Origin of the sequence: Hoeflea algicola, from assembly GCF_026619415.1 — a bacterium.
In the GTDB taxonomy this organism is placed as follows: Bacteria; Pseudomonadota; Alphaproteobacteria; order Rhizobiales; family Rhizobiaceae; genus Hoeflea; species Hoeflea algicola.
Window position 1 is genome coordinate 3,417,895 of sequence record NZ_JAOVZR010000001.1, and the last position, 23,283, is coordinate 3,441,177.

Consider the following 23,283-nt stretch of genomic DNA (forward strand, 5'->3'; position numbering starts at 1 on the left):
GTTCTCCCTCGATTCAGAGGCATGAGAGCCATCATGAGCACAGTCATTTTGGTAACAATTTCAATCACGACAGCCTAGCTGAGCGCGACTGCCAGGTTGCGAATGGTCTTGAAGTCATTGGGCGTCAGTGCCCAATCGCTTTATGTCGGGAAAGAAGCGGCTTGGCCAAAACAGGTTCCCGCGCCGCTTTAATGGATTTCTACGCAGGCAAAATCCCTGTTAGCCAACAACATTGATGAACACCGTATAGCGTCCCGTGCCAAGCATCTTGAACACCATCACGTCAAGCAAGCCGGGAACTCGGCCCTGCGAAATCTGGCGTTTGAGTGCGGTGAGATTAATGTTGCAATAAGTTACGAGCTGACCGGTCTCCAGCAGCGCGCGGTTTGCTGGTTTACCGAAAAAACTGTCATGACTATCCATCTCGCTGCCGGTTTTGAATTTGTGAACATTGGCGCGATCCTGACGCAGGATCTGTTCCGCATTCGACAACCCCACCCCTTTGGAGTTGTAAAGATCCTGCTCCTGGATGTCGGCCAAATAGTTCACAATGAACCGGGCGCCTGGATATGTCTTGCCGGCATCATAGATGTCATAATCGACACAGCCCTGAGCAAACGCGGCACTATTGTTCACACACAGAAATATAAACGCAGCGAGCCAAAAACGCATTATGAAAGCCTCCAATAAACGAATAACATTCTGAAATACCTACAAGATTTCTGCATATTGCAAACAGACTTGTTGCGTTTTCAAAATGGAAACTGTAATTACCCACCCCCGAATTCGTGATTTCCGGTTCTTCTACCGGCCTATGCCAGGACGGATGCGATGACCTGGAAGGGGTTTGCGCCTTTGAGGCGGGCGGTGTCGATGGTCGTGCGTACATCCGCCTCTGCTTGGGCGGCCCACATGGCGCGATATCCGTTTGTCACCTTTCGCTGAATGACCCATGGACGGAGCTTTCGCTCAGATGTGTTGTTGGTGACATCGACTTCTCCGGGATAGTCGCAAAACGTCAGCAGCTGATCGCGGGCCCGCCCGATCTTGGCCTGGAGCTTTTGGGCCAGGTCGCACGAAGTCGGGGCGCATAGAAGCCCGGCAAGCTGTTTATCGAATTTGCGCTTCTTGCTTGCGACGGTAGACGCAGCGAATGTGCTTATGGCTCTGGCGAAATCAAACACACGGCCAAACCAAAGCTGGAAGCGAAGAGGGAGATCATCCTCGCCATGTTCCAGCGCAAAGGCTGTATCACGCGCCAAATGTGCAAGGCAGGTTTGATGTCGATGGCCGTGAGATTGCTGGGCTGAATACCGATCAGATATCCATACCTCGGGGACATGGCCGCCCATGGTCTCGTGAACGACCCGTGCTGCACGGGAGTAATCGGGCTGGTGGACAACAGCATCCTTGCAATGAAAAACCCAGTGTTGGGCATTTGTGCCCTCGATACGCACACCGGTTTCGTCGCTGGCGACAACGCGGGCGGCTCGAAGGCTGGCCTTGGCGGCCTGTGCTGTGGCCTGGAAGCTCGGACGGGAGCGGGAAAACATGTTCATGATCGCGCCCTCGCTCACATTAAGGCCGAAGATATCCATGAACACACCGCTCAGGCGTTCGTAAGACAATGCATGGAAACTCTTGAGGTAGATCGCCAGCGCGTGAATGCCTGGCCCGAACGGCGTTGCGGTTGCCACGGCAGGTGCGGTGGCTTTTGTTGTCGTGCCGCATTGCGGGCAATGACAGGAAAAACGCCGATGCCGGGTGACATGAGGACGGATCGCAGGAATATCGATCTCGTCATAGGCCCCGGCCAGCACCATCGTATCATCACCGGAAAACGCATGGCCGCATCTCTTGCAGGCGGTCGGTTCATGATCGCGAAACATGTCGGCAAAATCCGCCAGCACCCTATTGTGGGGTTCATGCCCGGGCTTGGCTCCACCCGGTCGTGAGTTGACGCGTTTCTCTTTCTTGTCCGTCGAGGGCGGCTTGGAAGACGTCCGAGAATCCTTGGAAGGCCGTTGGAGCCGAAGCACCATCTCGATCAATTCGTCCTTGCTCAGCTGCTGCAAATCAGTCCGATCCATATCATCATGGATTCAGACATTGTGGTGCATGGCAAGGGGGTGGGTAATTACTGGAAACTAGCGAAATTCGGGCTTGGGTGTCTACATGTACAGATGTACAGGCTAGCAAAGCAGCCGAGGCATGAATGTCGTCTTCATGCGCCGCGGACTTTGTCTGCTTTGCAACCACAGGAACCAGGCTCTGATCGCGGAAAGAGCTTTTTGGGGAGGTGGAAACCGATCTCCTTTGGTTCAATCAGCGGATGGCTCAAACTGCTCCGCGTTGGGGCGACAGTTACGCCGACCCCTTGAATACCCGGATTTCGACAGCCTCCGACAATCGCCAGCCAGACCGTAGCCGCTCATCCGGCGTCTCCGATCGAGACGGTTAAGTGCGGCGAAGCATAGATGAAAATCCCGTTCGCGAGCTTGCGACATGGTACATCTGTACCAATTGCCTGTGATCTGCTTTCGGCTCCAATGTTGACGCATGACAACCGAACATTTTTCAGGATTGATCTATGACTGACAAAAGAAGCTCTCTACAAATAGTCACTTTTCTTGCAGGAGCACTGTTGTGCCTCACTTCGGGAGCCGGTCTGGCTGAAACCAATGGATCGGGTTCCTTGCTTGACCAGGCTGAAAATCAGCGAACCATACACACAGATTTTCCGTCGATCTCAGTGATCGCCGCAGAGCCCAATCCACATCAACCGGACATCGAGATTTCGGCGCAAACGTACAAATCACGTTGGGATCAGGTCGGCGGCAGCTTTACGACAGGCTGGGTGCCAAACAATTCACAGCCGGTTTGCTACTCAAGCGCTCAATGCAACTGCAACGGCCAGGACTTGTGTGGCACGTTTTACTCCGGACAAATCAACTACTGGTGGCCGCGTGGATGTCACAAACCTCCGATGAAAATTCAATGCAGTTCGGTTCCTGACTAATAGGGATTCCTGATCGGCAGCAAGGCACGCAGAAGCGAGTTTCTGAAGCCGGATACCAGGTCCCGCGATACGACATCAAAATTTCCAAGTGCATCTGGTGTTGCCGGGAATGGCAAATTCAATTTTCGGACAGGTTTTCTCTTCAAATGCAATTCAGGTTCTTCTCATCGTCTCGTAGCTCAGCAAGGCAACTTGTGCTTTGCTTGATTGCTCTGTTCTCTGTCTGCAGTACCAATGTCGGTGCTGTGGAAGCGAAGGATGATATCCTTCAATTTTATTCCGAGCTGCGGGAAATGGCCAGTTCGCAATTGGAGTACAGGATCGAGAAAAGAAGCGGAAAATGGGTCGTCAAGGCTTCGGCTTGGGACGAGTATTTGCCGATCGAAGTTGATAAACGTAATGGTTACATCAGGATTGTGGACGAAGGGACCGGCGGCGGTGCCGAAGAAATTCAGGTGGTTCTGTGGCGGCTGGAAAATGGCGATCCACTAGTTGGAATATCCCAGTCGATATTTGATGAGGGAGTTCCGGCCACCCATGCACTCCTGTTTTTTCGCAAGCGAAAAGAAAGTTGGTTGAACGTAACGGATTCTGTCTTCGAACCCGTCAGGCCTCGTGATTTCATCAGGGTAGCTCAGACGCCTGAGGACCGGATGTCCCTGACCACGATTGGAGCCCGCGTCTATTACGAGCTCCCTAAAACGGGAACGACAATTGGCGCCTATCTGGCACTGAAAACGGAAATGATCAACGCGGTTTGCAGCGGCTCCGACATGATCGTCGTCCCCGAACCTGCAATTTATCAACACTATTGCAATGATCTGAATGGCCGGATGGCAAATGCCATGCGGTTCGATTGGAACAAGCAGGACGTCACATTTTCCCCCGGCGTTCCCGTTTATGTTGAGTTCATGCCCTGGAGCATGCCGGAAGAAGGTGATGGCGCATCTGCAGATTTGTCGCAAAACCAGATTTCATGGAAAACGAATGCCGGTAAAGACAGCCGGGGGAAAAAATATGCATATTCAAAGATAACACAGGACGACAATAGCTTTTCCCTGAGATGTTCGCAGGACTCTGACCAAACGCATGCATTGCTCATTGGGGAGAATATCCAGCTGTTGAGCAGAGAAGACGACACTGAAATGGTGCTCAATATTGTTTTCGTGTCGAGTGACAGAGTGTCTCCCAACTACCCCGTCAGAATGTGGTATTTTGGCCCCGACAGAGCGTGGACCGGTCAATTCCAACCAAGCGCGGCTTTTCTAAAGGGCTTTGCCGCTGCCGGGCATATGATGATCACCAATCAATCGGGCCAGGAAATTGCCAGTTTTTCTGCTCGCGGCACCTCTGAAGCAAAAAGGGCAATGGCAAGTCACTGCGAGAGCTATTAATCGGCTTTGTCAACAATTTTCCTTCCATCTCATTTAGAGAACCGATCGGCAGCTTCTGCCTCAAAACCTCTGTTTCATTAATGCCTGGGTTTCAATCGAGACCTGCCATAAAGACGTGAACGGAGTTGTGGACAAATGTCTGGGCCGCCGCGCAATAAAATCCGACAAATGTCAGAAATATGGACGGAACCGTCTTTCAATGGACCGGAGGTCTAGGTCGAGTTCAAACCAAGGATGCCGCTTGGCGTTTTTGGTGAGAACGATGTTGTGTCTTTGTATATTTTGGTGGCCGGATTTACGCATTGTCGAAAAATGGTTGAGCAACCGAGCGAGGGAAGGTCACCAAATTTTTTGCTAGTACATGTGTCCTAGTTGTAGCGTCTGACATTTTTTGGTTTCATCGGCACGGCTTAATGGAGTGAGGAGAGCGCATACTGGAAATAGGTGCATGCAAATTTCCATGATTGCGCCCAATCTAGAAAAGGGAAATCAAATGCAAAAAGTGATTCTTGCCGCCATTTTTTCAATAGCTTTCATTGCTGGACCAAATATTGCTCTGGCTGGTTCAAATTCGAAGATTGTGGAGATTGCAATGATGTCTCCTGCACTCATCAATCTTGAAACAGGAGAAGAAAAAACTGATGTGATTAATATCTGCAACGATGCCAAAATGGCTTGTGTTCACGGCGTAGATACTTGCTGCGGTGGCAATGCCTGCCCGGAAGAAGGCGTATGTCCATAAAACCTTGGCACAAGCGCCAAGACCACAGCTAAATATATGTCCTGCCCAGAAAACGCGGGCCATAAACATTCGATTATCCAGCGATCAGACGTCTAACTGGCGTTCCTCACCACTGAATGTTGTGTCCACATTCATGTTATCTGATGTCGCCTACGAGAGGAGATCGTCAACTACCATTGCCATCATTCAATATGTATTGCCAGCAAGCTTGTTTCAGGAAAGTTGAGCAATGCTGCTGCGATTCCTCCGCAAACGCCGTGATCGGAAGTAATGGGGGGAAAGCGAATATGATTGATTAAACGGCGTTTGAAAAACGGCACTGAACATGGCGGTTCAGGCAGGCTTCAGATGCCGCTTAGGACGGAATGGAAAGAGACCATCGGCGTAACGTGCAGCAAGTTCTTCGAAGACATCTTCGCTTTCACGAACATCAAACCCCTGAAGCTCAAGGCCATCAACTATCTCATCGCGCAACCGGTCCAGCGCCTGGCGTTGTCCTAGATGGTGCTTCTCGGCACTCATGATCATTTTCCACAGCAGCATGCGGGCCAGATCATCTCGCGACGGCCGACAGCGAAAACGGGCCTCATCTCTCACTCTCTGCTGGCGGGCACGCTGCTTGGCATTTCTGTCCCCATTTGTTTTTCTTGTCATCCTGATCTCCCTGTTCATCGTGGAAACCCAGTCTGATGGCCGGCGATGCAAGGAACAAACGCCGTTTGCCTCCCAATGTTGACAATCTGGAAGGGGGGGCCGCGGCTTGGTTTCGAGGTCACCAACCCCACTGCCACAAACGGCGTGCAAAGAGGAATCGCGGTTTCCCGGCTTCGAATCGGCAAGACCGAGTCCAGAATCGCGGCAGGATAAATTGAGCTGACTTGTTTCGAGTTGCCCGCACGTCATTGCGGATTGAGCTGGCGTCGCGATGACTTGAATCGGGTCACCTGCACGTTGCTTCAATGGATATCAAATTGCGGCGCGCTGTTTGCTGAATTCCCTGCAGCCGCCTTTGAGTGCATGGAGCGTTGGAAGCGCCAACAATCTCCAAGCACGCCGCCGCAACTTGCCGTTACCAGAATCCACGGGCCTGAATTACCGTTGGCGTCAACGGCTGATGCGGGGCTGCATCCATTTGGGTTCATCGCCCGAGACCTTTCGGATTGTCCGTGCCAGCGCATCGCTCAGGTCAACGACAGCATTGTAGTGTGCGCTCTGGGGCTTGAGGTCGCAAAGCAGAGGGACCAAGTCTTTATGCATGTCTGTCGTCCAGGCGACGAGGTCATCAATCTGTGCCGAAGTGAGTTCCGGTTTCCGCTTATGTCTTTTTGTCATAATGAGCCTTCCTGAAAGAGGGCCCGCCCTGGCTCTTGGTTAGCTGATTCACGCCTTAACGCAAATCATGACCGTGAAGGCCGCTGATCGTCTGACGTGAATCGCAGATTCCTGGGTTGGAAACGGCTGCGCTGAGATCGGATCCGCCAAGGCTGAATTTGGCAACGCAGGGACTGATTTCCGAAACGGCGAATCCTGGGTCGGAATCGCCGTTTCAGTATTGAGAATCGCAAAGGCCGACCTGGGAATCGCGGGCGCCGGGTTTGGTAACGCGGAAGCCGAATTCTGAATCGCAGTTTCAGGGCGCCGCTTTTTTGGAGCCGGTTGCGGCGGCATTCATTTCTTGAACAAGCAGTGCTCTCACTTCGCCGCCATCCAACGTCTTTGCTTCTGCAAGGCGGGTTGCCAGTGCCAACAATGCATCCTGATGCTGGGACAGCAGTTCGAGAGCCATCCTCTCTGCGGCCTCAAGCCGGTCATGAACATGCTGCGCAAGCTGTCGATCAAGGGAAAGCATGGAGGGCTGTTCTTCCAATGATCGATAGAGCAATGGCTGAACCCTGCCGAACCCGATGTTCGTTTCAGAGTCAGTCGCAAACTTGGTCGCTCGTGCAAGGTCAGACCTTTCACTACCGCCAGCGCCAACACCAGCTTCGCCAAAGATGAGCTTTTCTGCTGCTTGTCCAGCGAGTACACAAGCAATCATCTGATTGAACCAAGATTGAGTTTGGACAACACCCTGTCGCATTTCGCTTTCGACATAGCCGCCAGACCCATTTCCAACGGTCACAGTAAAGACGGTTGCGATGTCGAACGCAGTCCACGCCAGCGCGTGGCCTGCTTCGTGGACAGCGATGCGCCAGACGAGGTCTGGTGGCATAGCTGCCTGGCCCGCGGTAAGCGCTGCGTGGATGTCGCTGTAAGTGAGCTGCCTTTTTTCACGGCGAGCTTTCTGACGAGCCTCACGGATCAGACGCTCGATGTCTGCACCTGTGCTACCAGCAGCAGCCAGCGCCAAAGGCAGGAGTACCGGGTTCACATCGGGCGCTGCAGCCAAGAGATGAGAATTATCCATTGATGAGCACTCCTTCCTTGCTGTCGTGGAGTTGATCACTGCCGTTGCCGGCAATGGTGGTGTTGGTCTGTGCAAGCAAAGTCTCCGCCGAACTGTTGCGACCGGTCGACCTGCCCATCTCACTGCTGTTCAAGACCGAGTCGAGGTCACTTCCTAAGTGATGCGCAATGATTTTTACCAAGGCAGCGGTATCGGGTTGTGGGATGATGATGTGCTTTTCAAGACGGCCTGAACGCAAAAGTGCAGGATCAATCTTGTCTGGCCGGTTGGTTGCTCCAACGACAATGACGCCTTCCGTTTTTGCCGCTCCATCCAGCAATTCCAACACGCGGTTTACGAGGCTCGACCAGTAATCATCATATGGTCGGTCACTGCTGCCGCGGTTTCCGATGTTGTCGACTTCATCGATGAACAGGATGCAAGGTGCACTGCGAGTGGCATGTTTGAATGTTGCATTCATCGCTGCCAGAACATCGCCAAGATTCGACGCTTCCAGCCATCTCGCAACCGACGTCGCGATCAGCGGAACCTGAAGCGTGTTGCAGAGTGCCTTTGCGAATGTTGTCTTGCCCGTGCCGGGCGGCCCGGATAACAGCAGCCGTGAGCTGAGATCGGGCCAGCCGACTTCCTTGTTACCGAATGCTTCAAGGTCGAGCTTGAGATCAAGCGCCCATTGCTGTGCATCACCATAACCGGCCAATCTTTCAACGAAGAGGTGATCCTTTCCGGACGTCGGTTTGGCAGATTGTTTCGCCGTCTGCCCCTTGCCTGATTCTGGCGCAGTCAGTTCTTTGTCTGGCTCGATGATGTCGAAGCAGCCCGAATATTTCTCGCGCTTCTTTGCATCAGAGCGTTTTAGCAAAGCGCCTAATCGGCCCTCCTTTTCTTCGTCCTCCTTTGCTTCTGCCATGGCGCGGTTTTCGGCTTCAAGCGTCGTCAGGATTGCCATGATTTTGGTCGGTGACCGTCCAGGGCGAATTGCAATCGCGAGATCATCAATGCCGAGATGACCGGGCTCGAAATCGAGTTCCGTCATGAGGAACCAAGTCCGAGTGATCGGGATGTTGTGGCAGATTGCAAGCACATCTGCGATCAGGCTGGCATCAATTCCGCTTCCCGAGATCACCATGTCCGCGACAGCGACAAGCCGAGCCGGTAGGGGCTGATCACGCTCGTCGCAAATGATGAGCGGTTTGAACGCCGTGAGAACCCGCTTCGATACGATCGTGCGAAGTTCGTCATCATCATCATACCGCTTTAGCGAAGCGCTCCCGAAACAGCTGAAGGATTTCCGTGGCGTTGTATCCGCAAGTGCTTTGAAGCGGCCAGTCAACGTTGGGCCTTCTGCTATCGGTTCAAGCGACACATGAAACGGCAACGGCAAGCCGTCTTCGAGAAGACAGCCGAAGTGTCGTTCGAAATCCCTGACTGGGACCTGGACAGCAACAATCGATTTCCTTCGTTTCATGATCGAGAGCAGTCGGTCAAGGCCGTGCTCATCCCGCTCGATTGCCCTTGCTAGAAGTAGTGCTGCAGCAACTTCCGGAACCTTGGGTGCCGGCGCAAAGCCTGCAACAATCGAAAGAACATAACCCCTAAGTGCCGCCATTTTCTGAGAGGACAAATTGGCCGCCTTACCCTCTCCAGGAACTGGGCCACCTGATTTGGACGTCAGGTTTGCGGGCGGCTCACTTTCACCGCCAGCTTCAGGCAGCGTGTCGGAATGTCCCGAAGCGTTTCCAGCAGACTTGGCGGATGCGCCAACAGTTTCATCAGCGCCGTTTTCTTCATCCAAATTGAATGCATCGAACTCGCCAGATTCGATCCGTCTCTCGATTTGCTTCCTGTTTCGTGAGGATGCCTCCAAAAGCGATTGGACCAGTTTCCGGTCCTGATCGACATCACCGGAAATCAGCACTGCCATTTCCGCGGCGAGGTTCCAGACCACCCCGCCGTGCTCAGTTTCGGCGAGCGGCTGACTTTCGAGAATGCCAGCGTCCATGGCCTGCCCAAAGGATTTAAGCCGAGCGGCGCGCTTCAGTCGAGCAATGAGATATTTGGAGACGCGTTTGTTGATCTTGCTCATCACTTTTGCTCCTCGGCGCATGTGGAATACTCCGCGATTGTCTGGATGTTGGCTGGCAGGAACCGTCTGTTTCCATCAAGCCAGTCTTTCAGGATGAGGGCCGCGGGATGCTTGAAGCGGCACATCAGATCAAGCCGCCGCTTTAGATGTTTGGTTAGCTCGGCCTTGCCGGTATAATCTGGTCCGGCGCGGCGAAGGATGTTGCGGACAAGACCTGGAGCCATCTCATCGATCAGCTCAGGCGTCGGGTTGCCCTTCATCGTCAGGATTTCAATTCGCTGGCGATGTCGATGCAGTACGTCATCTCCCGTACTTGCGTGAAGCGGAGGTCGGAACTCGGGTGAGGGTTTGCTCTGCCGCCGCTTAGGCTTGCGCGTAAGAGGTCTTTGAGGGTGGACCGAGGTAGCGGAAGGATGCTTCCGCTGCTGCTTTGGAAACGCGATGACATTGCTTTTGGTGGTGGGATCGGATTTACGCATGACAGATTTCTCCTGCGCCGGATCGTTGGGATCGGCGGGTGTCGTGAACAAAAAAGTTGATGAGTGAGTGGAGGCAGGCGTCCGTCAGTGACGGGTAGGCGCTTGAGCAAAGCCCAGTTTGATCAGCTGCGCATTGCCGCTGACGTCCATGACGTCGGCTTCGTCAGAAGACTGATTATCCTCGTCATCAGTCTCCACCTCATAGAACGTGCCCTCGGACTTGCCCGGGGGTGCTATCGGCGAATGACAGGCCTGGGCGAAAGCCGCGCATGCCTGTTTCCAGTGTTCGTCAACACGAGAGCGAAACTCTGCCTGCAAAGATGCGATCGCTGCGCCAGCACCTTCAACTTGAACCAGGTGGTCCAGCTGCGAGAGATGCCAGATACCGCCGTTCAGGTCCGTCTTCCGACTGTCAGCAGTCAGGATAACGATCCTGACTTCCTTGACGTTCAGGCGTTGATGTTCCTTGTAGAGGAAGTCTGGCAACGAAAGACCCGCCGCTTTCATGCGGTTCTGTAGATCAACAAGCCGAACGCGGTCATATGTGTAGACACTGCGTTTCGCATCGACCACGTGCGCCGTATTCGTGCGTTGATTGAGAATGACAAAGTCCGGCGTATATGTCTTGCGGCCGCCCATGTCGGAATCGAACGTTAACGCCCTGAAATTCTCGGCGTGATTCATCTCGACGATTTGCAGCGCAGTTGGCGAAACTGGTAACCGCAGGTTCTGCGTGAGGACCTTCAGGTCCGTATTGCACCTGGCAACTGCAGCGATGCCGAGTTCGATGAGCCTGCCTTCAATTGCAGGCAGTGGACGAAGCACAGCGGCAAGGGCATCAATACCGCCAGATAGTGCTTGTGCAATGGCGTCTACCGACAGCGAGGGATCGACGAGTTCGTTGATGAACGCATCGAACTGCTGCTTCAGTTCCAGAGAATTGGCGGAATGCGCATACACGGGTGCAGTGGTTTTCTTGAGTTTGGTCATGGAAATCTCCTGTGGGGAGCGATGACGGCAGCCAGGCAGCCTCAGAGGCTCGTATGCGGAAATAATTTCCGCATTGGCTGTCCAAGATGGGGAAGCCTGAGCTTTAATGTCGGCGAGGAACTGGCGCTATCGCAGTGAAGTGAAACGATCAGCGACGAGAGAACGAGATAGGTGACCGCCATAGGTCGCCAGCCCGCGTAATGCGTTGCCGTGATCGGGCTTCAACAGGAGAGGGGTGGGATCGGTCTTCCCCATCGGGGGAGATAACGATAAAGGTCAACATAGCCTTATGCCTTCTTACCAAGGTTGCGGGTCAGGCCCTCGTTCGATGTTGACGCATCGGCGGGGGCCGTTAAGTCACTGCAGAAATTCAGTTTCTGGCGACAAACGATAAATAGTCCGGAGTTGCTTGTCCGGCAAGACAAAAAAGAACGTATCCGGAACAGAGCTCCGGAGTGGTTAACAGATGACGCGGGCGTCTTGAAAGACCAGCCAAAGAACAACTACGCAACTAGCATGTTATGCGGCTCTCTTGTCGGCTGAAACGCTTAAAGTAGTTCCAAGACGGACAGGATTTTCTTGCAGCTGCCTTTCCGATCGGCGGTTGGTAATTGTGTCTGTGATCAGGCTGACCTCTTCCTGACTGCGCTCCTGAGAAACTGATAGTCGCAATCGCTGAATAGCCGATTTCGACCCCACGGCGGCGGTGCCTCGTCCAGCTGCGGACCGACCTGTTACAGACATTGGCAATGGTCGTCAGAGCGCATACTATCTGAACGTCGATACAACAGAGGTGCCATCATGGACCGGGAACCAAACCTGATCATTTCAGGCATGTCGCGGCGGATTGTCGAAGACGGCGTTCCCTTTAAGATAGACATCTACAAGCTTGAAGGTGGAATTGGGTGGACGCTGGAAGTTGTGATCGACGACGGAACATCAATCGTCTGGGATGATTTGTTTGACGACGACAGAGCCGCTTTCGAAGAGGCTGTCACCACGATTCGAAACGAAGGTGCCATGGTTTTCGCTAACGGTGGATCAAACGTGGTCCCGTTCAGGAAATAAGTCGCGTAGTGATCAACTGACGTCCTCCACCCACTTATTGGGTGACAGTTTTGCGCCCTCAGCGCGGCCGTTCGCTTTCTTGGTCCCAGCTCCTGCAAGCAGTCATTCGCTGCACTCTGCACCGAGGTCCTAAGAGGGCGGGAAGCTGCCGTTCACTACGCTGGGAACGAATGGCCTAAATGGGGTAGGGAGGGAACTGGCCGCTAACTGACGACAGTTGACCTAAGCGGACATTCATTCGTTCCTGTTTCAATGCAGGTGGGGCCTAGATGCATGTGTAATTACCCACCCCCTTGCCATGCACCACAATGTCTGAATCCATGATGATATGGATCGGACTGATTTGCAGCAGCTGAGCAAGGACGAATTGATCGAGATGGTGCTTCGGCTCCAACGGCCTTCCAAGGATTCTCGGACGTCTTCCAAGCCGCCCTCGACGGACAAGAAAGAGAAACGCGTCAACTCACGACCGGGTGGAGCCAAGCCCGGGCATGAACCCCACAATAGGGTGCTGGCGGATTTTGCCGACATGTTTCGCGATCATGAACCGACCGCCTGCAAGAGATGCGGCCATGCGTTTTCCGGTGATGATACGATGGTGCTGGCCGGGGCCTATGACGAGATCGATATTCCTGCGATCCGTCCTCATGTCACCCGGCATCGGCGTTTTTCCTGTCATTGCCCGCAATGCGGCACGACAACAAAAGCCACCGCACCTGCCGTGGCAACCGCAACGCCGTTCGGGCCAGGCATTCACGCGCTGGCGATCTACCTCAAGAGTTTCCATGCATTGTCTTACGAACGCCTGAGCGGTGTGTTCATGGATATCTTCGGCCTTAATGTGAGCGAGGGCGCGATCATGAACATGTTTTCCCGCTCCCGTCCGAGCTTCCAGGCCACAGCACAGGCCGCCAAGGCCAGCCTTCGAGCCGCCCGCGTTGTCGCCAGCGACGAAACCGGTGTGCGTATCGAGGGCACAAATGCCCAACACTGGGTTTTTCATTGCAAGGATGCTGTTGTCCACCAGCCCGATTACTCCCGTGCAGCACGGGTCGTTCACGAGACCATGGGCGGCCATGTCCCCGAGGTATGGATATCTGATCGGTATTCAGCCCAGCAATCTCACGGCCATCGACATCAAACCTGCCTTGCACATTTGGCGCGTGATACAGCCTTTGCGCTGGAACATGGCGAGGATGATCTCCCTCTTCGCTTCCAGCTTTGGTTTGGCCGTGTGTTTGATTTCGCCAGAGCCATAAGCACATTCGCTGCGTCTACCGTCGCAAGCAAGAAGCGCAAATTCGATAAACAGCTTGCCGGGCTTCTATGCGCCCCGACTTCGTGCGACCTGGCCCAAAAGCTCCAGGCCAAGATCGGGCGGGCCCGCGATCAGCTGCTGACGTTTTGCGACTATCCCGGAGAAGTCGATGTCACCAACAACACATCTGAGCGAAAGCTCCGTCCATGGGTCATTCAGCGAAAGGTGACAAACGGATATCGCGCCATGTGGGCCGCCCAAGCCGAGGCGGATGTACGCACGACCATCGACACCGCCCGCCTCAAAGGCGCAAACCCCTTCCAGGTCATCGCATCCGTCCTGGCATAGGCCGGTAGAAGAACCGGAAATCACGAATTCGGGGGTGGGTAATTACATGCATGTTAACTAACTATGGGCACTAGCCACCACAAGATCGAGAACATCTTTGGAAAACTCAAAGACTGGCGGAATCCATACCCGCTACAACCATTGCGCTCGCCATCAGGTCAGCCAAGGCAATTGCAGCGGACATCATCGCCTAACAATATTAAAATGATGGTTAAGTTCAATATCCGTATAGTAATATAACATCTTCAGGCGCTACGTGTTCGTGGTGCCGGTGACAACAACCGAGGTCATGCGGTTGCTCCCTAAGGATTCGCCTCAACAGCCAGTGCGGGTATCGTATCAGACGTCAACACAACAGTCAGACCGCCGTCGACGACGAGATTGGTACCCGTGACATAACTGGCCTGCGAGGACGCGAGGAACAAGCAGACCTCAGCGATTTCCGACGGCTGCGCATAACGACGCAGCGGTATGCGTCTGGTCCAGCCGTGGTGGGCACCGATCGAGCGCTGCTCACGGCTCATCGGAGTCTCGACGAAACCAGGCGAGACCGCATTGACTCGGATGCCGTATGCAGCAAGCTCAGCGGCCATCTGCTCCGTCAAGCTGATGACGCCGCCTTTCGCGGCGGCGTATGCAACGTTGACCTGTGGGGAAACAGCCCGAATGCCCGCGATCGACGCAATGTTCACAATCGCTCCACCTCCCGCGCGCTTGAGCGCCGGAAGCGCTGCGCGGGCGGTCATGTAGATCCCGCTGAGGTCGACGTCGAGAACTCGCCTCCACTGTTCGCTCTCAGTCTCCTCCAGCGAGCCGCGCCCGATGATCCCTGCCGCACCAACCAGTATATCGAGGCGCCCGAACGTTGCATCGATTTGGCTAAATGCATCTAGCACTTCGTCTTCGCACGTGACGTCAACCGTGTATCCGCGGGCACGCTCGACGGGTAACGAAAGCGTGGCCAGCGCATCAGAAATCGATGCAGCGTTGACATCAAGAATCGCGATCGCCGCACCTTCCTTGGCTAGCGCCTCAGCTACAGCTAGGCCGATACCGGAAGCGCCGCCGGTGATCACAGCCACCTGTCCGTCAAACTTATTCATCGCGTTCTCCTGAAGAAAATTCGTCGGTATTTGGGGTAAAAGTCGGCGGCGCCTGGTTTGAATGCCAAGGAGGCGTCGCCCAGCCACGACACAACCGGTGCGAACTGAGCTGTCGCTTCATCGGCAGCGTTTACTTGAGCTGATCTATGATCTTTGCCCAACCATGCTCATCACTACTTACATGCATGCCTTGACTGTAAAAGCCACCTAGCACCTCAATCGGTAACAGCGCATCGAGCGGGTTGGACCGATTGCCACGCAGGGCGACAGTAACATTGCCGGTGCGCTTGAATTTCGGTTTATTATCTGGAGATGGGTCACGCGATAGAATCCGCTTCTCCAGAATACCTGGTCCTTCTGGATTTGCGACGGTATGAATCATCAAATGCGGGTTTAGCTTAACTTCCGGAAGATTCTCAATCGGTTTGCTCTTAAAATCAAAAGCTAATGTGATGAGTTCATTGCCCCCTACAACACAAGTAGCAACGGCTGACTCATCCGTCTCTTCATAGGTGGAGGACATCAACTTCTTTGGATACCCCCAAACCTCGCGTCCTGCACACACCGCAGCGAAGTGATTTTCGAACCATGTAAAAGTGTATCCGCCTACTATATCTTTATATCTAACCGGCACCGTAAACCTACAATGCATGTATCCTGCTATGTCTACTTGATGACTATTAGGAAATACAGAATTACTAGAATCTCCAAATGTAATATTAAATATATTGTCAACATATTCAAATGGAGTTGTTTTTAAAATTCGCTTCACGACATCAGCATCTGTGCGACATACAGCAACTATACCACGATAGTCATTCGAGGAATATGGATTCAACGGATCCGGATATGCTGCTGTGCCCAGGAACATATCAAAGCGATCTGTCAAGTTCTCTCTGCTCATCGGTCTTCTCCATTCTAAACTAGTCACGAAGGCTTGGACTTATGCGTTCTCTTGCTGCGGATTGATCTAGTCGATCTCCAAGCCTCATCCCCACTCACTTCCGAATAGGAATTCATATAAAAAGGCGACCGCGCTAGATGCTTCTCCAGATTGGTTTCTCGTGTCAAAACGGCGTTAGGCAGTAATTCGCTGCGTTGTCGAGAAAGCCATAGATGGAATTGCATTGACTGGCGACTGAGGATCAAGCTTGCCGCGTTCGACCATCGACTGACAAGCCAGTCGATGGTGAGTGCAAAGAGGCAACAGCCTACATCATTGATCGATATCCATGCACCATATGGGACGAGGCCATTGCGCACTGCGGCTCAAGACAACTCGCCCGAAGCGTCACGGTGCCTTATCGTATACAATACGGTCTACGGACAACGGCTCGCTGATCAACTTGTTGGCGAGCAGGAAGTCGTTAAAGCCATCGACGGCCTTTCGATCAAAGTGACTGCCGTACCCCTGAATGGTGCGCCGGACAAGTTGGTCGAACACGACTTCGGGATTGGGGACGTCGCCGAGTTTGAACCGTTGGCTGGCGATCTCCTTAACTTCATTGAGGTTCTTCGGGTCCTGAAGCCACTGGACAGCTTGCTCATGCGCGCGGACGAAGGCATCCACGGTAGCAGCGTTTTCCTGCACATACTCGCCAGGGGCATAGTAAGCAGCATAGCCGCCGTTCATAGCCTGCAGACCGGCAGGACCCTCACCCTGCGAGAGATCAGCAAAGACAACGCATGATTTGGTCGCGTCGCAAAGTGCAGGAACGGGATCCCAACTCACGATTGCATCGACCTGCTTCGCAGCCAGAGCTGCATACGCAGTAGCCGGACCGCCGACCGCTACGAAAAATGCTTCGTCAGGCTGCATGTCGGCCCCGGCCAACAGAGCCCTCGCAATCATCTCAGGCGAACCACCGCGTGCCACGACACCGATACGTTTGCCGGCAAGCGACTTCATGTTCTCCGGGTAGGATTTCCCCGCGACCGTCTCCGCGACCTCGGCAGAAGCGGACAGTGAATAGACGTTGTTGGTGAGATCCGGACCAATAATCTTGAGGTCATACCCCTTGTCCACCGCTTGCATCATCACGTCCAAAGAGCTGATGATGATATCCACCCCCTCTGTTGCCGCCGCTTGCATTGCCAATATAGCGCTTGCTAGGTAGACGGGTTGGCAATCGAGCCCCTCCTTAGCGCAGAACCCCTTGTCACGCATGACCCAGTCGACAATGTGTATGATACTGCCCGGGTACTCATGTATCTGAACGACTTTCTGCTCTTCAGCTATCGCATGTGTTGACCCGAGTGCAATGGCAGCAACAGTTGAGATGACGATTCCCAATTTGATCCGGCTCATATTTTTCCTCCCTTAATTGTAAAGAGAATATAAATCTTATTTTGTAGCTATTATTATTATTTTACTACTGTTCTATAGCTATATTCTAAGATTAATCTCTTGTATGAATTTGCACTAAACACAACTAGACGAGAAAAAAATATCTTACGCAAGTTAATAATAATTAACCGACGCTAAAGAAAAACTTACGATCAGTGATGTGATCCTGCATCCTGGTGGAAACTATGGATCCGCAAAACTTGTCAGAACACCAGCTACAGGCCAACCGTTCAAGCACGATGGAAGGTTCGGACCGAATTCCCGTCCTGCCCAGATGAGTTCACGGACGACGGCCAAATGCTCCGCGCCTCGAGATTGTCGTTCTGTACGATTTTTGCTCTGAGTGAACTTTTCACAAGCCTAGTGGTGGAGCGCCGTCTTCTAGAGGACGATTTAATCGTGCTCACGCGCATTGCCGACGAGGCTATCAAGGATTGGGTGGTGTCCGCATCTCGGTCCTTGAGGGCCACTTCCTCCACCGCAGTGGGGCAACCTTCTACCCCCTCCAAGGCGCATTAAGGCACTTTAGCGCGCTGGCCGGGGAGCAGTTTGAGGAATCTATGGACGACTACCGCTGAGGGCCTGCAATCGTTAAGCGCTGGTGAGTCAAGGTTGCAGCCGCTCTAGCTTTCCGGCGGCGTTCTCCACCTCTATTGGACCTGGTAGCGAGCAGACGAGAAGGTCCGCTTACAGGCATTTGCCAAGGCTACTTAAACGGCTGAAGTGGGGGCGCAATGCAGCCGTTAGTTGGGGACCAATCGAAGGGCAGCTAAGGGCCGTGAGTGACACCGCGCCAGTGAACGCGGAACGACTGCTTTCCCGACTTCGCTCCAACAAATTGCCTGACAGGTCGCGGCCCTGTTCCGGTCATTTGCCCTCTGAAATAAAAATCACTCAAGACCTCCGAAGCGGCCCCAATCATGACCGATTGGGTCGCTGCATCAATGCCGGAGAGTCCCGCCCCAGGCGCATAGCTGCAGCGCCGCATCTAATATTGGGCTACCCGATCGCTCTGGGCCGTAAGCTCCCAGAGGGCCGTCCACCACGCTCAATTTCGTCAAACCTATCATTGGCAACCATGTGATGCAGGCTCGTGCCGCAATTGAGAATTGCCTCGAAATGTAGATTGCCCCTTTTTGGGACGCGCATTCAGTATGCCTTTCGAGCCTCGTGGGGGAAGTCATATAACGCGGAGATGTAAATATAGAATCAATCTAAGAATGCATAAATATAGCCTTGAATTCTATTTCAATTATGAAGATGTATTTATCAATAGAATAATAAACTTGTAATATTGAAAGATATACTATATAATAGTAAAGCCTGCTTATGCGTAGATTAACAATACAGGGAGATAAAGATGGCATCTATAGACAGGAAAATACAGCGCGCAGCCGCTGTAAAGCAGACCAAAAAAACTCGGGCGGAAAACAACCGTGTCACGAAGGAGAAGGTGGCCGCTGCGCGGGCACCCAGGGAAAATGAAGAACCACTTTCACCTGACGTCCAAGCACGCTTGGCTGAAATCGTAGAACGGGTCGTCTCGCTGCATCGCAAGTCGACCGGCCAGGTATTTGAACTGGGCGAGTGCCTGGCTGAAGCAAAATCCGTGCAACCGGAAAAACGCTTCGGTCGCTGGCTGAAGGAACATTGCGGCTATACCGTACGTTCAGCCTGGAATTTCATTTCCGTGCATGAACGGCTTGCTGATCACCGTAAACGGCTTGAGAAGCACGCCGTCGCGTCGACCGCACTTATCGAGCTTGCAAAAGCAGAGCCGGATCAGATTGAATCCGTTCTCGATCTGTATGATGAAGGCAAGAGCCTCAAGCCTGCGGAAATCAAGGCGTTGATTGGCGGCAAAAAGGATGAGGCTGCAGAGGATATCGACCTAACGCAAGTGGGCGGTAGAGCAGGGCTACAGAAAATGGCCGCTGCCAAGCTCAAATCGAGCATCGCGGAGTTTCATCGATTGACCGCCGCTGTCTTGGCTGGGCTGGAAGAAGCTGTTGCGCATCACGAAAGCGGAAAGCGGATCGTCATGAGGACGCTGGCAGCTGATCTCGAAATCAATGCACGCCATGCATCCGATCTTTTCAAAGACGTTGTGGCTCCTTTGGTGCCGGTTGAGCGTATGCCGAAAGCCAATCTTGAACATGAAAGATTGGTCGTTGAGACAGGTTGGGGTGCAGTCCAGCACAGCCTATACCGTTTGGGTGGCGCTGGCTCGTGGCCTCACCGCGATGAAATGGAAAAATGGGTGATCGAAGTGGCACACCCGGCGCTACGTTTCGCAGTCCATGGCGAACCATATGTTGTCAGCCCAAAACCGGCCACTGCTCCCGTCTTGGATGTCGCAAAAGCTGACAACGACGTCACGAAAAATGATCAAATTGTGGTCGATAAGGAAACCGACGCTGATGAGACCACACCAAGCATTTCATATGCCGAATTGGATGCAACACTCGACAACCTTATGGCGGTCAACAAGGCACCCGCTGAAGTACGCATGTCGCGATAACAGGGGGCACGAGTTCGGCGGTTACGCCGCTCAATTCCTGCCCCAAACACCTACCAAAGCCCCGCTGAATTCCCCAGCGGGGCTTTGGCCTTTCCGATCAGGCATCTGCTATAGGTCTTCGGGCCGCCGCCGCGTTTTTGCTAGCTGATCAAAATCCAGGTCTCGGAACATCGAAAAATCAATCTTTGGATTGAGCGGCAAAGTAGCGAACATCTCGGCTTCGGACTCAGTCAGGGTTTTCCATCCGTACTTGTTGTGATCGTCGCCGCCGAGCGCATGCCCTGCCTGCATTCGCCGTTCACGCTCGCCGATCTTCTTGTCCTCACGTGCCTGGCTAATGTAGTCACCGCGCAGAGAATGAAAGCGTTCGCCTGGCGAATCTTTGATGCCTGCCTTGTCAAAAAGACGTCTCATGTATTTCGACGCATTTTTCGCGGGATTAGCAAGTTGCATAAGCTGTGGAAACAGGAAGTTGTCGCCCTGCTTTCGGGCCCACTCGACATAGCCGATCTCGACCAGAAAATTGTGAAGTACAAAATACCGGCCGCTTTCTGTCGTCTTGATTGGTCGTCGGACCCACTTACCTCCGACCATCGCAATCCCTTCCACTTCTGCTACCCAGATTCCGTCGAACTTCTCCGTGATGTCGGTCCCCACTAGATGCGTGAGCAGACCCAGACGGCGGCTGGTCAGCAAACCAAGCAGAGGCATCATGACATCGTCGATATACGGCGATTGAACGCCCGTGCGGAAAAGCTGCGTCAGCTTCTTCGCTGACAACGGCTCTGCGGAAACCGCATCCCGGGCAGCCTTGGGGTATTTAAGCGCAACATTTTTCACTGGGTTGTCGAAATCATGTTGCGTGGCTGCATTGCTGAAGACCGGCTTGATGACACCCATGAAACCATTCTGCAGCGTGTTCTTCGCAATCGATTTCTTGCTGAAATCCCGATTGCTGTCGATGATCTCTCTAGCTGACAGGTGAGACGGTTTATCATTATGTTTGCTCGGCCAGAACTGCATCAAATTGATGAAAGCCTGAAGATCGGTCGGCGTGTAGCGATCGATCGGGTGATCGCCAATCAGCTCCACGAATATGTTCAGACGCATCTCGGCAGTCTTGATGTCGCCGCTGGCCTCTCCCATGGCCGTGACCCGTTGCGCAAGATATTCGCTAGCAGCAATGCTGAACAACGGTTTGTCGGATGGCTCACGTTCAACAAATCGCCGATCCTTGTCGACCTCCGTTTTTACCTTCGCATTGACGAGTCCGGCCCGTGCGCTGATCTTGCCCTTGCCTATTGAGCCGCCTCCAAGTGGGGGCATGAGAAGCGACACTGGATCGTCCTTTGCTCTCTCGACCAAACGCCTTGCGAGCAATTCGGCGTTATCGCCAAGTGCCTTGTTGTAATCTTCACCCGCATCCTTGCGCGCCTTTTCCTGTGCAATCTGCACAAGCCCGCGCATCATTGCAAAATTGCCTTCCTCTTCGGCTGTTGACGGAGGAGGAGGACTGGTGATGTCGTAAAGTGCCGACTTGAGGCTCATGGTCACAGCTTGCCAAGCGCGCTTGCCTTTGGCTTCCTCATCGAGGCCATCAACATCGCCGCCCAACATGTCTTCCATCAATGGCCAGAAATCGTTCTCATCGTTGTTCGCCTTGGACATGGCAATCTCGATCCGTTCAAACTTTTCACGTGCGATCGCGGCCAGCTTGTCGGCAATCTTGCGGGCCTGAGGTTTCGGGATGACACCGAGGCCAACCCGGATAGGCCGCTTGACCTCACCGGCGATCGCTTTGGGCAGTCGCATCTGAAACATATAGGCCGAACCCGTTTTGATCAGGTAAAGACCGGGTGAGGAGCGAGGGCGACGTGTCTTGGGCTGATTTGCGGAAATAATTTCCGCGTTTTGGGATGATACCCCCGACGATACAGGCAACGATACAAATTGACTTTCTGACATTGGCAAAAGCCCTTGTTCTGGGCGGCCAGTCTCAAAAAAACCTTATCTATCAAAAACTTGGGAATGTCCGCTTTTGGTGCCCGGAGGGGCTGGCGGAGAGAGAGGGATTCGAACCCTCGAGACGGTCACCCGCCTACACACTTTCCAGGCGTGCGCCTTCGACCACTCGGCCACCTCTCCGCATATCCGGTATCGGACGAAAACCCGGCCATGCCGGCCGCTTTTGGGGCGGTCGCCGCAGCCCGGAAACAGTGCTGCGACGCACTGCAAATATCCGGTCCGGATCGGGCGGCACTATAGTCAAGACGCCTTGCTTGGCAACCGCTATTTGCGCGATTGGCAATACATTGTCGACGCGCCGCCCGCGAGCGGCGCAAACGCGGCCATTGCATGATTGTTTTTGCGCCTCTATGTCAGGGATGCGCTGGTTGAATCCAGCGCTTGAGATTGTTTGGGAGCGGAGGAAGAGATGCGGTTTGTCGCCCGGGTTTTGAGCTTGTTGCTCCTGGTGGTCGCGGTGATCGCCGGTTTGGTCGACGCGATCCAGTCGGTGGCCGCCAATCGCCCGGTGCTTACCCCGTTGCTGGAGGCCTGGACCGCAACCAGCCCGGATACGCTGGCGCTGTTGAGCGATCTGTTTGCCGACCGGCTTCCGGGCTGGGCCTGGGATCCGGCAGCGCTCTGGGTTCTGGGGCAGCCGGCATTCGCCGTGTTTCTGGCCCTGTCGCTGATTTTCTATCTCATCGGTTACCGCAGGCCCAAGGCCGCCGGGCGATTTGCGGTGTGAGGTTCTTGCCGTATCTGCGCGGGCGCCGGGCGTGATCTGCCACGGCCAGCTCACAGCTCCGGCGCACCAGTGGGGCAGGACCCGCCCCACTGTTTCATCAAGGGTGACGCCATGTTTTTAATCGACATGTTCAACCGCAAGACCGTTCTGCCCGAGCCAGCGCAGGCGCTTCCGGGCCGGCCCGAAGCTATTGAGACTGCGCCCACCCATGCTGTTGGCGGCGCTGCGCTCAAGGGCCCGTTTGCCGATGGCCTGCAGATCGCGCGGTTCGGCATGGGCAAGTTCTGGGGCGCCGAGCGGTTGTTCTGGAAGCTTCCCGGCGTATTCGTTACCGCGGCCGGCTATGCCGGCGGTTATACGCCAAACCCGACCTACCAGGAAGTCGTCACCGGCCTGACCGGCCACGCCCAGACCGTGCTGGTAGTCTTTGATCCGGATATCATCGGCTACCGGGACTTGCTCATGGTATTCTTCGAAAACCATGATCCCACCCAGGGCATGCGCCAGGGCAGCGATGTGGGAACCTTCTTTCGCTCGGTGATCCATACGGTTGACGCGGCCCAGGTGGCGGAGGCCGAAGTTGCACGCACGAATTACCAGGCAGCGCTTGTGGCGGCAGGGCATGGCGGCAAGATCACCACGGGGATCGAACCGGCGCCGGAATTCTACTATGCCGAAGCCCATCACCAGCAATATCTGGCCAAGAATCCCGGCGGCCAGAGTGGTCTCAAGCCGACCGGTGTGCGCTTTCCTACCGGTTGACGCCGTA

General features: G+C 54.0%; 20 protein-coding genes and 1 tRNA gene. 8 read left to right on the forward strand and 13 right to left on the reverse strand.

The genetic code is table 11. The features are described 5' to 3' along the window. Positions 1-219: 219 nt before the first annotated feature. Together OEG84_RS16705 and tnpC (OEG84_RS16710) are read right to left on the reverse strand one after the other, a co-directional pair. Complete coding sequence (locus OEG84_RS16705; protein ID WP_267654800.1) at positions 220-672, reverse strand: hypothetical protein; 453 nt, start codon at positions 670-672, stop codon at positions 220-222. A gap of 140 nt (positions 673-812) precedes the next feature. After that, the gene (tnpC, locus tag OEG84_RS16710; protein ID WP_267651873.1) at positions 813-2,090 is read right to left on the reverse strand and encodes an IS66 family transposase; all 1,278 of its coding nucleotides are present in this window, start codon (positions 2,088-2,090) and stop codon (positions 813-815) included. Positions 2,091-2,590: 500 nt separating this feature from the next. On the opposite strand from tnpC (OEG84_RS16710), the gene OEG84_RS16715 reads away from it, so the two are divergent. The 3 genes from OEG84_RS16715 (at position 2,591) to OEG84_RS16725 (ending at position 5,155) form a co-directional block, all read left to right on the forward strand. Further along, positions 2,591-3,019, forward strand: a complete 429-nt coding sequence (locus OEG84_RS16715) for a hypothetical protein (RefSeq protein ID WP_267654801.1) — start codon at positions 2,591-2,593, stop codon at positions 3,017-3,019. Between the two features lie 146 nt (positions 3,020-3,165). Beyond that, positions 3,166-4,413 carry a hypothetical protein gene (locus tag OEG84_RS16720; protein ID WP_267654802.1) on the forward strand — a complete coding sequence of 416 codons (1,248 nt, stop codon included), beginning with the start codon at positions 3,166-3,168 and terminating at the stop codon, positions 4,411-4,413. A gap of 448 nt (positions 4,414-4,861) precedes the next feature. Further along, entirely contained in the window at positions 4,862-5,155 is a 294-nt protein-coding gene (locus OEG84_RS16725; protein ID WP_267654803.1) for a hypothetical protein, read from the forward strand. A gap of 333 nt (positions 5,156-5,488) precedes the next feature. Here OEG84_RS16725 and OEG84_RS16730 read toward each other — a convergent pair whose 3' ends face one another. The 6 genes from OEG84_RS16730 to OEG84_RS16755 form a co-directional block, all read right to left on the reverse strand. After that, a complete protein-coding gene (locus OEG84_RS16730; RefSeq protein ID WP_267654804.1) occupies positions 5,489-5,827 on the reverse strand; it encodes a hypothetical protein in 339 nt (112 codons plus the stop codon). A 432-nt stretch (positions 5,828-6,259) separates the two neighbouring features. Then, positions 6,260-6,487 carry a hypothetical protein gene (locus OEG84_RS16735; RefSeq protein ID WP_267654805.1) on the reverse strand — a complete coding sequence of 76 codons (228 nt, stop codon included), beginning with the start codon at positions 6,485-6,487 and terminating at the stop codon, positions 6,260-6,262. A gap of 298 nt (positions 6,488-6,785) precedes the next feature. After that, on the reverse strand, positions 6,786-7,562 hold the full coding sequence (locus OEG84_RS16740) for an FtsH/Yme1/Tma family ATP-dependent metallopeptidase (RefSeq protein WP_267654806.1): 777 nt from the start codon (positions 7,560-7,562) through the stop codon (positions 6,786-6,788). Further along, the gene (locus OEG84_RS16745; RefSeq protein ID WP_267656221.1) at positions 7,555-9,648 is read right to left on the reverse strand and encodes an AAA family ATPase; all 2,094 of its coding nucleotides are present in this window, start codon (positions 9,646-9,648) and stop codon (positions 7,555-7,557) included. The genes OEG84_RS16740 and OEG84_RS16745 overlap by 8 nt, the downstream gene beginning before the upstream one ends. Further along, positions 9,648-10,127 carry a hypothetical protein gene (locus OEG84_RS16750; RefSeq protein WP_267654807.1) on the reverse strand — a complete coding sequence of 160 codons (480 nt, stop codon included), beginning with the start codon at positions 10,125-10,127 and terminating at the stop codon, positions 9,648-9,650. The genes OEG84_RS16745 and OEG84_RS16750 overlap by 1 nt, the downstream gene beginning before the upstream one ends. An 84-nt stretch (positions 10,128-10,211) precedes the next feature. Beyond that, positions 10,212-11,117, reverse strand: coding sequence for a hypothetical protein (locus tag OEG84_RS16755; protein WP_267654808.1), 906 nt, complete (start codon positions 11,115-11,117; stop codon positions 10,212-10,214). An 801-nt stretch (positions 11,118-11,918) separates the two neighbouring features. Between OEG84_RS16755 and OEG84_RS16760 the strand changes: the two genes are divergently transcribed. Next, a complete protein-coding gene (locus OEG84_RS16760; RefSeq protein ID WP_267654809.1) occupies positions 11,919-12,185 on the forward strand; it encodes a hypothetical protein in 267 nt (88 codons plus the stop codon). Between the two features lie 328 nt (positions 12,186-12,513). Beyond that, the gene (gene tnpC / locus OEG84_RS16765; protein WP_267651873.1) at positions 12,514-13,791 is read left to right on the forward strand and encodes an IS66 family transposase; all 1,278 of its coding nucleotides are present in this window, start codon (positions 12,514-12,516) and stop codon (positions 13,789-13,791) included. A 302-nt stretch (positions 13,792-14,093) separates the two neighbouring features. Here tnpC (OEG84_RS16765) and OEG84_RS16770 read toward each other — a convergent pair whose 3' ends face one another. The 3 genes from OEG84_RS16770 to OEG84_RS16780 form a co-directional block, all read right to left on the reverse strand. Beyond that, on the reverse strand, positions 14,094-14,894 hold the full coding sequence (locus OEG84_RS16770; RefSeq protein ID WP_267654810.1) for an SDR family NAD(P)-dependent oxidoreductase: 801 nt from the start codon (positions 14,892-14,894) through the stop codon (positions 14,094-14,096). A 130-nt stretch (positions 14,895-15,024) separates the two neighbouring features. Further along, a complete protein-coding gene (locus OEG84_RS16775) occupies positions 15,025-15,798 on the reverse strand; it encodes an acetoacetate decarboxylase family protein (protein ID WP_267654811.1) in 774 nt (257 codons plus the stop codon). A 387-nt stretch (positions 15,799-16,185) separates the two neighbouring features. Continuing rightward, positions 16,186-17,202: an ABC transporter substrate-binding protein gene (locus tag OEG84_RS16780; RefSeq protein ID WP_267654812.1), complete on the reverse strand. Its 1,017-nt coding sequence runs from the start codon at positions 17,200-17,202 to the stop codon at positions 16,186-16,188. Positions 17,203-18,601: 1,399 nt separating this feature from the next. Between OEG84_RS16780 and OEG84_RS16785 the strand changes: the two genes are divergently transcribed. Continuing rightward, on the forward strand, positions 18,602-19,762 hold the full coding sequence (locus OEG84_RS16785) for a hypothetical protein (protein WP_267654813.1): 1,161 nt from the start codon (positions 18,602-18,604) through the stop codon (positions 19,760-19,762). A gap of 108 nt (positions 19,763-19,870) precedes the next feature. Here the strand turns inward: OEG84_RS16785 and OEG84_RS16790 are convergent, their stop codons facing one another. Beyond that, the gene (locus OEG84_RS16790; protein ID WP_267654814.1) at positions 19,871-21,727 is read right to left on the reverse strand and encodes a site-specific integrase; all 1,857 of its coding nucleotides are present in this window, start codon (positions 21,725-21,727) and stop codon (positions 19,871-19,873) included. A gap of 90 nt (positions 21,728-21,817) precedes the next feature. After that, positions 21,818-21,907: transfer RNA gene (locus OEG84_RS16795), tRNA-Ser, on the reverse strand. Positions 21,908-22,196: 289 nt separating this feature from the next. On the opposite strand from OEG84_RS16795, the gene OEG84_RS16800 reads away from it, so the two are divergent. Then, complete coding sequence (locus OEG84_RS16800) at positions 22,197-22,514, forward strand: hypothetical protein (protein WP_267654815.1); 318 nt, start codon at positions 22,197-22,199, stop codon at positions 22,512-22,514. Between the two features lie 111 nt (positions 22,515-22,625). After that, the gene (gene msrA, locus OEG84_RS16805) at positions 22,626-23,276 is read left to right on the forward strand and encodes a peptide-methionine (S)-S-oxide reductase MsrA (RefSeq protein WP_267654816.1); all 651 of its coding nucleotides are present in this window, start codon (positions 22,626-22,628) and stop codon (positions 23,274-23,276) included. Positions 23,277-23,283 lie beyond the last annotated feature (7 nt).

Excerpts from the sequence above, each read along its gene's own strand:
- OEG84_RS16745 (WP_267656221.1), bottom strand. The coding sequence starts at position 9,648 with ATGAGCAAGATCAACAAACGCGTCTCCAAATATCTCATTGCTCGACTG.
- OEG84_RS16720 (WP_267654802.1), top strand. The coding sequence starts at position 3,166 with ATGCAATTCAGGTTCTTCTCATCGTCTCGTAGCTCAGCAAGGCAACTT.
- OEG84_RS16740 (WP_267654806.1), bottom strand. The coding sequence starts at position 7,562 with ATGGATAATTCTCATCTCTTGGCTGCAGCGCCCGATGTGAACCCGGTA.
- OEG84_RS16790 (WP_267654814.1), bottom strand. The coding sequence starts at position 21,727 with ATGTCAGAAAGTCAATTTGTATCGTTGCCTGTATCGTCGGGGGTATCA.
- OEG84_RS16750 (WP_267654807.1), bottom strand. The coding sequence starts at position 10,127 with ATGCGTAAATCCGATCCCACCACCAAAAGCAATGTCATCGCGTTTCCA.
- OEG84_RS16785 (WP_267654813.1), top strand. The coding sequence starts at position 18,602 with ATGGCATCTATAGACAGGAAAATACAGCGCGCAGCCGCTGTAAAGCAG.
- OEG84_RS16705 (WP_267654800.1), bottom strand. The coding sequence starts at position 672 with ATGCGTTTTTGGCTCGCTGCGTTTATATTTCTGTGTGTGAACAATAGT.
- OEG84_RS16800 (WP_267654815.1), top strand. The coding sequence starts at position 22,197 with ATGCGGTTTGTCGCCCGGGTTTTGAGCTTGTTGCTCCTGGTGGTCGCG.
- tnpC (WP_267651873.1), top strand. The coding sequence starts at position 12,514 with ATGGATCGGACTGATTTGCAGCAGCTGAGCAAGGACGAATTGATCGAG.
- tnpC (WP_267651873.1), bottom strand. The coding sequence starts at position 2,090 with ATGGATCGGACTGATTTGCAGCAGCTGAGCAAGGACGAATTGATCGAG.
- OEG84_RS16735 (WP_267654805.1), bottom strand. The coding sequence starts at position 6,487 with ATGACAAAAAGACATAAGCGGAAACCGGAACTCACTTCGGCACAGATT.
- OEG84_RS16775 (WP_267654811.1), bottom strand. The coding sequence starts at position 15,798 with ATGAGCAGAGAGAACTTGACAGATCGCTTTGATATGTTCCTGGGCACA.
- OEG84_RS16770 (WP_267654810.1), bottom strand. The coding sequence starts at position 14,894 with ATGAATAAGTTTGACGGACAGGTGGCTGTGATCACCGGCGGCGCTTCC.
- OEG84_RS16730 (WP_267654804.1), bottom strand. The coding sequence starts at position 5,827 with ATGAACAGGGAGATCAGGATGACAAGAAAAACAAATGGGGACAGAAAT.
- OEG84_RS16760 (WP_267654809.1), top strand. The coding sequence starts at position 11,919 with ATGGACCGGGAACCAAACCTGATCATTTCAGGCATGTCGCGGCGGATT.
- OEG84_RS16715 (WP_267654801.1), top strand. The coding sequence starts at position 2,591 with ATGACTGACAAAAGAAGCTCTCTACAAATAGTCACTTTTCTTGCAGGA.
- OEG84_RS16725 (WP_267654803.1), top strand. The coding sequence starts at position 4,862 with ATGCAAATTTCCATGATTGCGCCCAATCTAGAAAAGGGAAATCAAATG.
- OEG84_RS16780 (WP_267654812.1), bottom strand. The coding sequence starts at position 17,202 with ATGAGCCGGATCAAATTGGGAATCGTCATCTCAACTGTTGCTGCCATT.
- msrA (WP_267654816.1), top strand. The coding sequence starts at position 22,626 with ATGTTTTTAATCGACATGTTCAACCGCAAGACCGTTCTGCCCGAGCCA.
- OEG84_RS16755 (WP_267654808.1), bottom strand. The coding sequence starts at position 11,117 with ATGACCAAACTCAAGAAAACCACTGCACCCGTGTATGCGCATTCCGCC.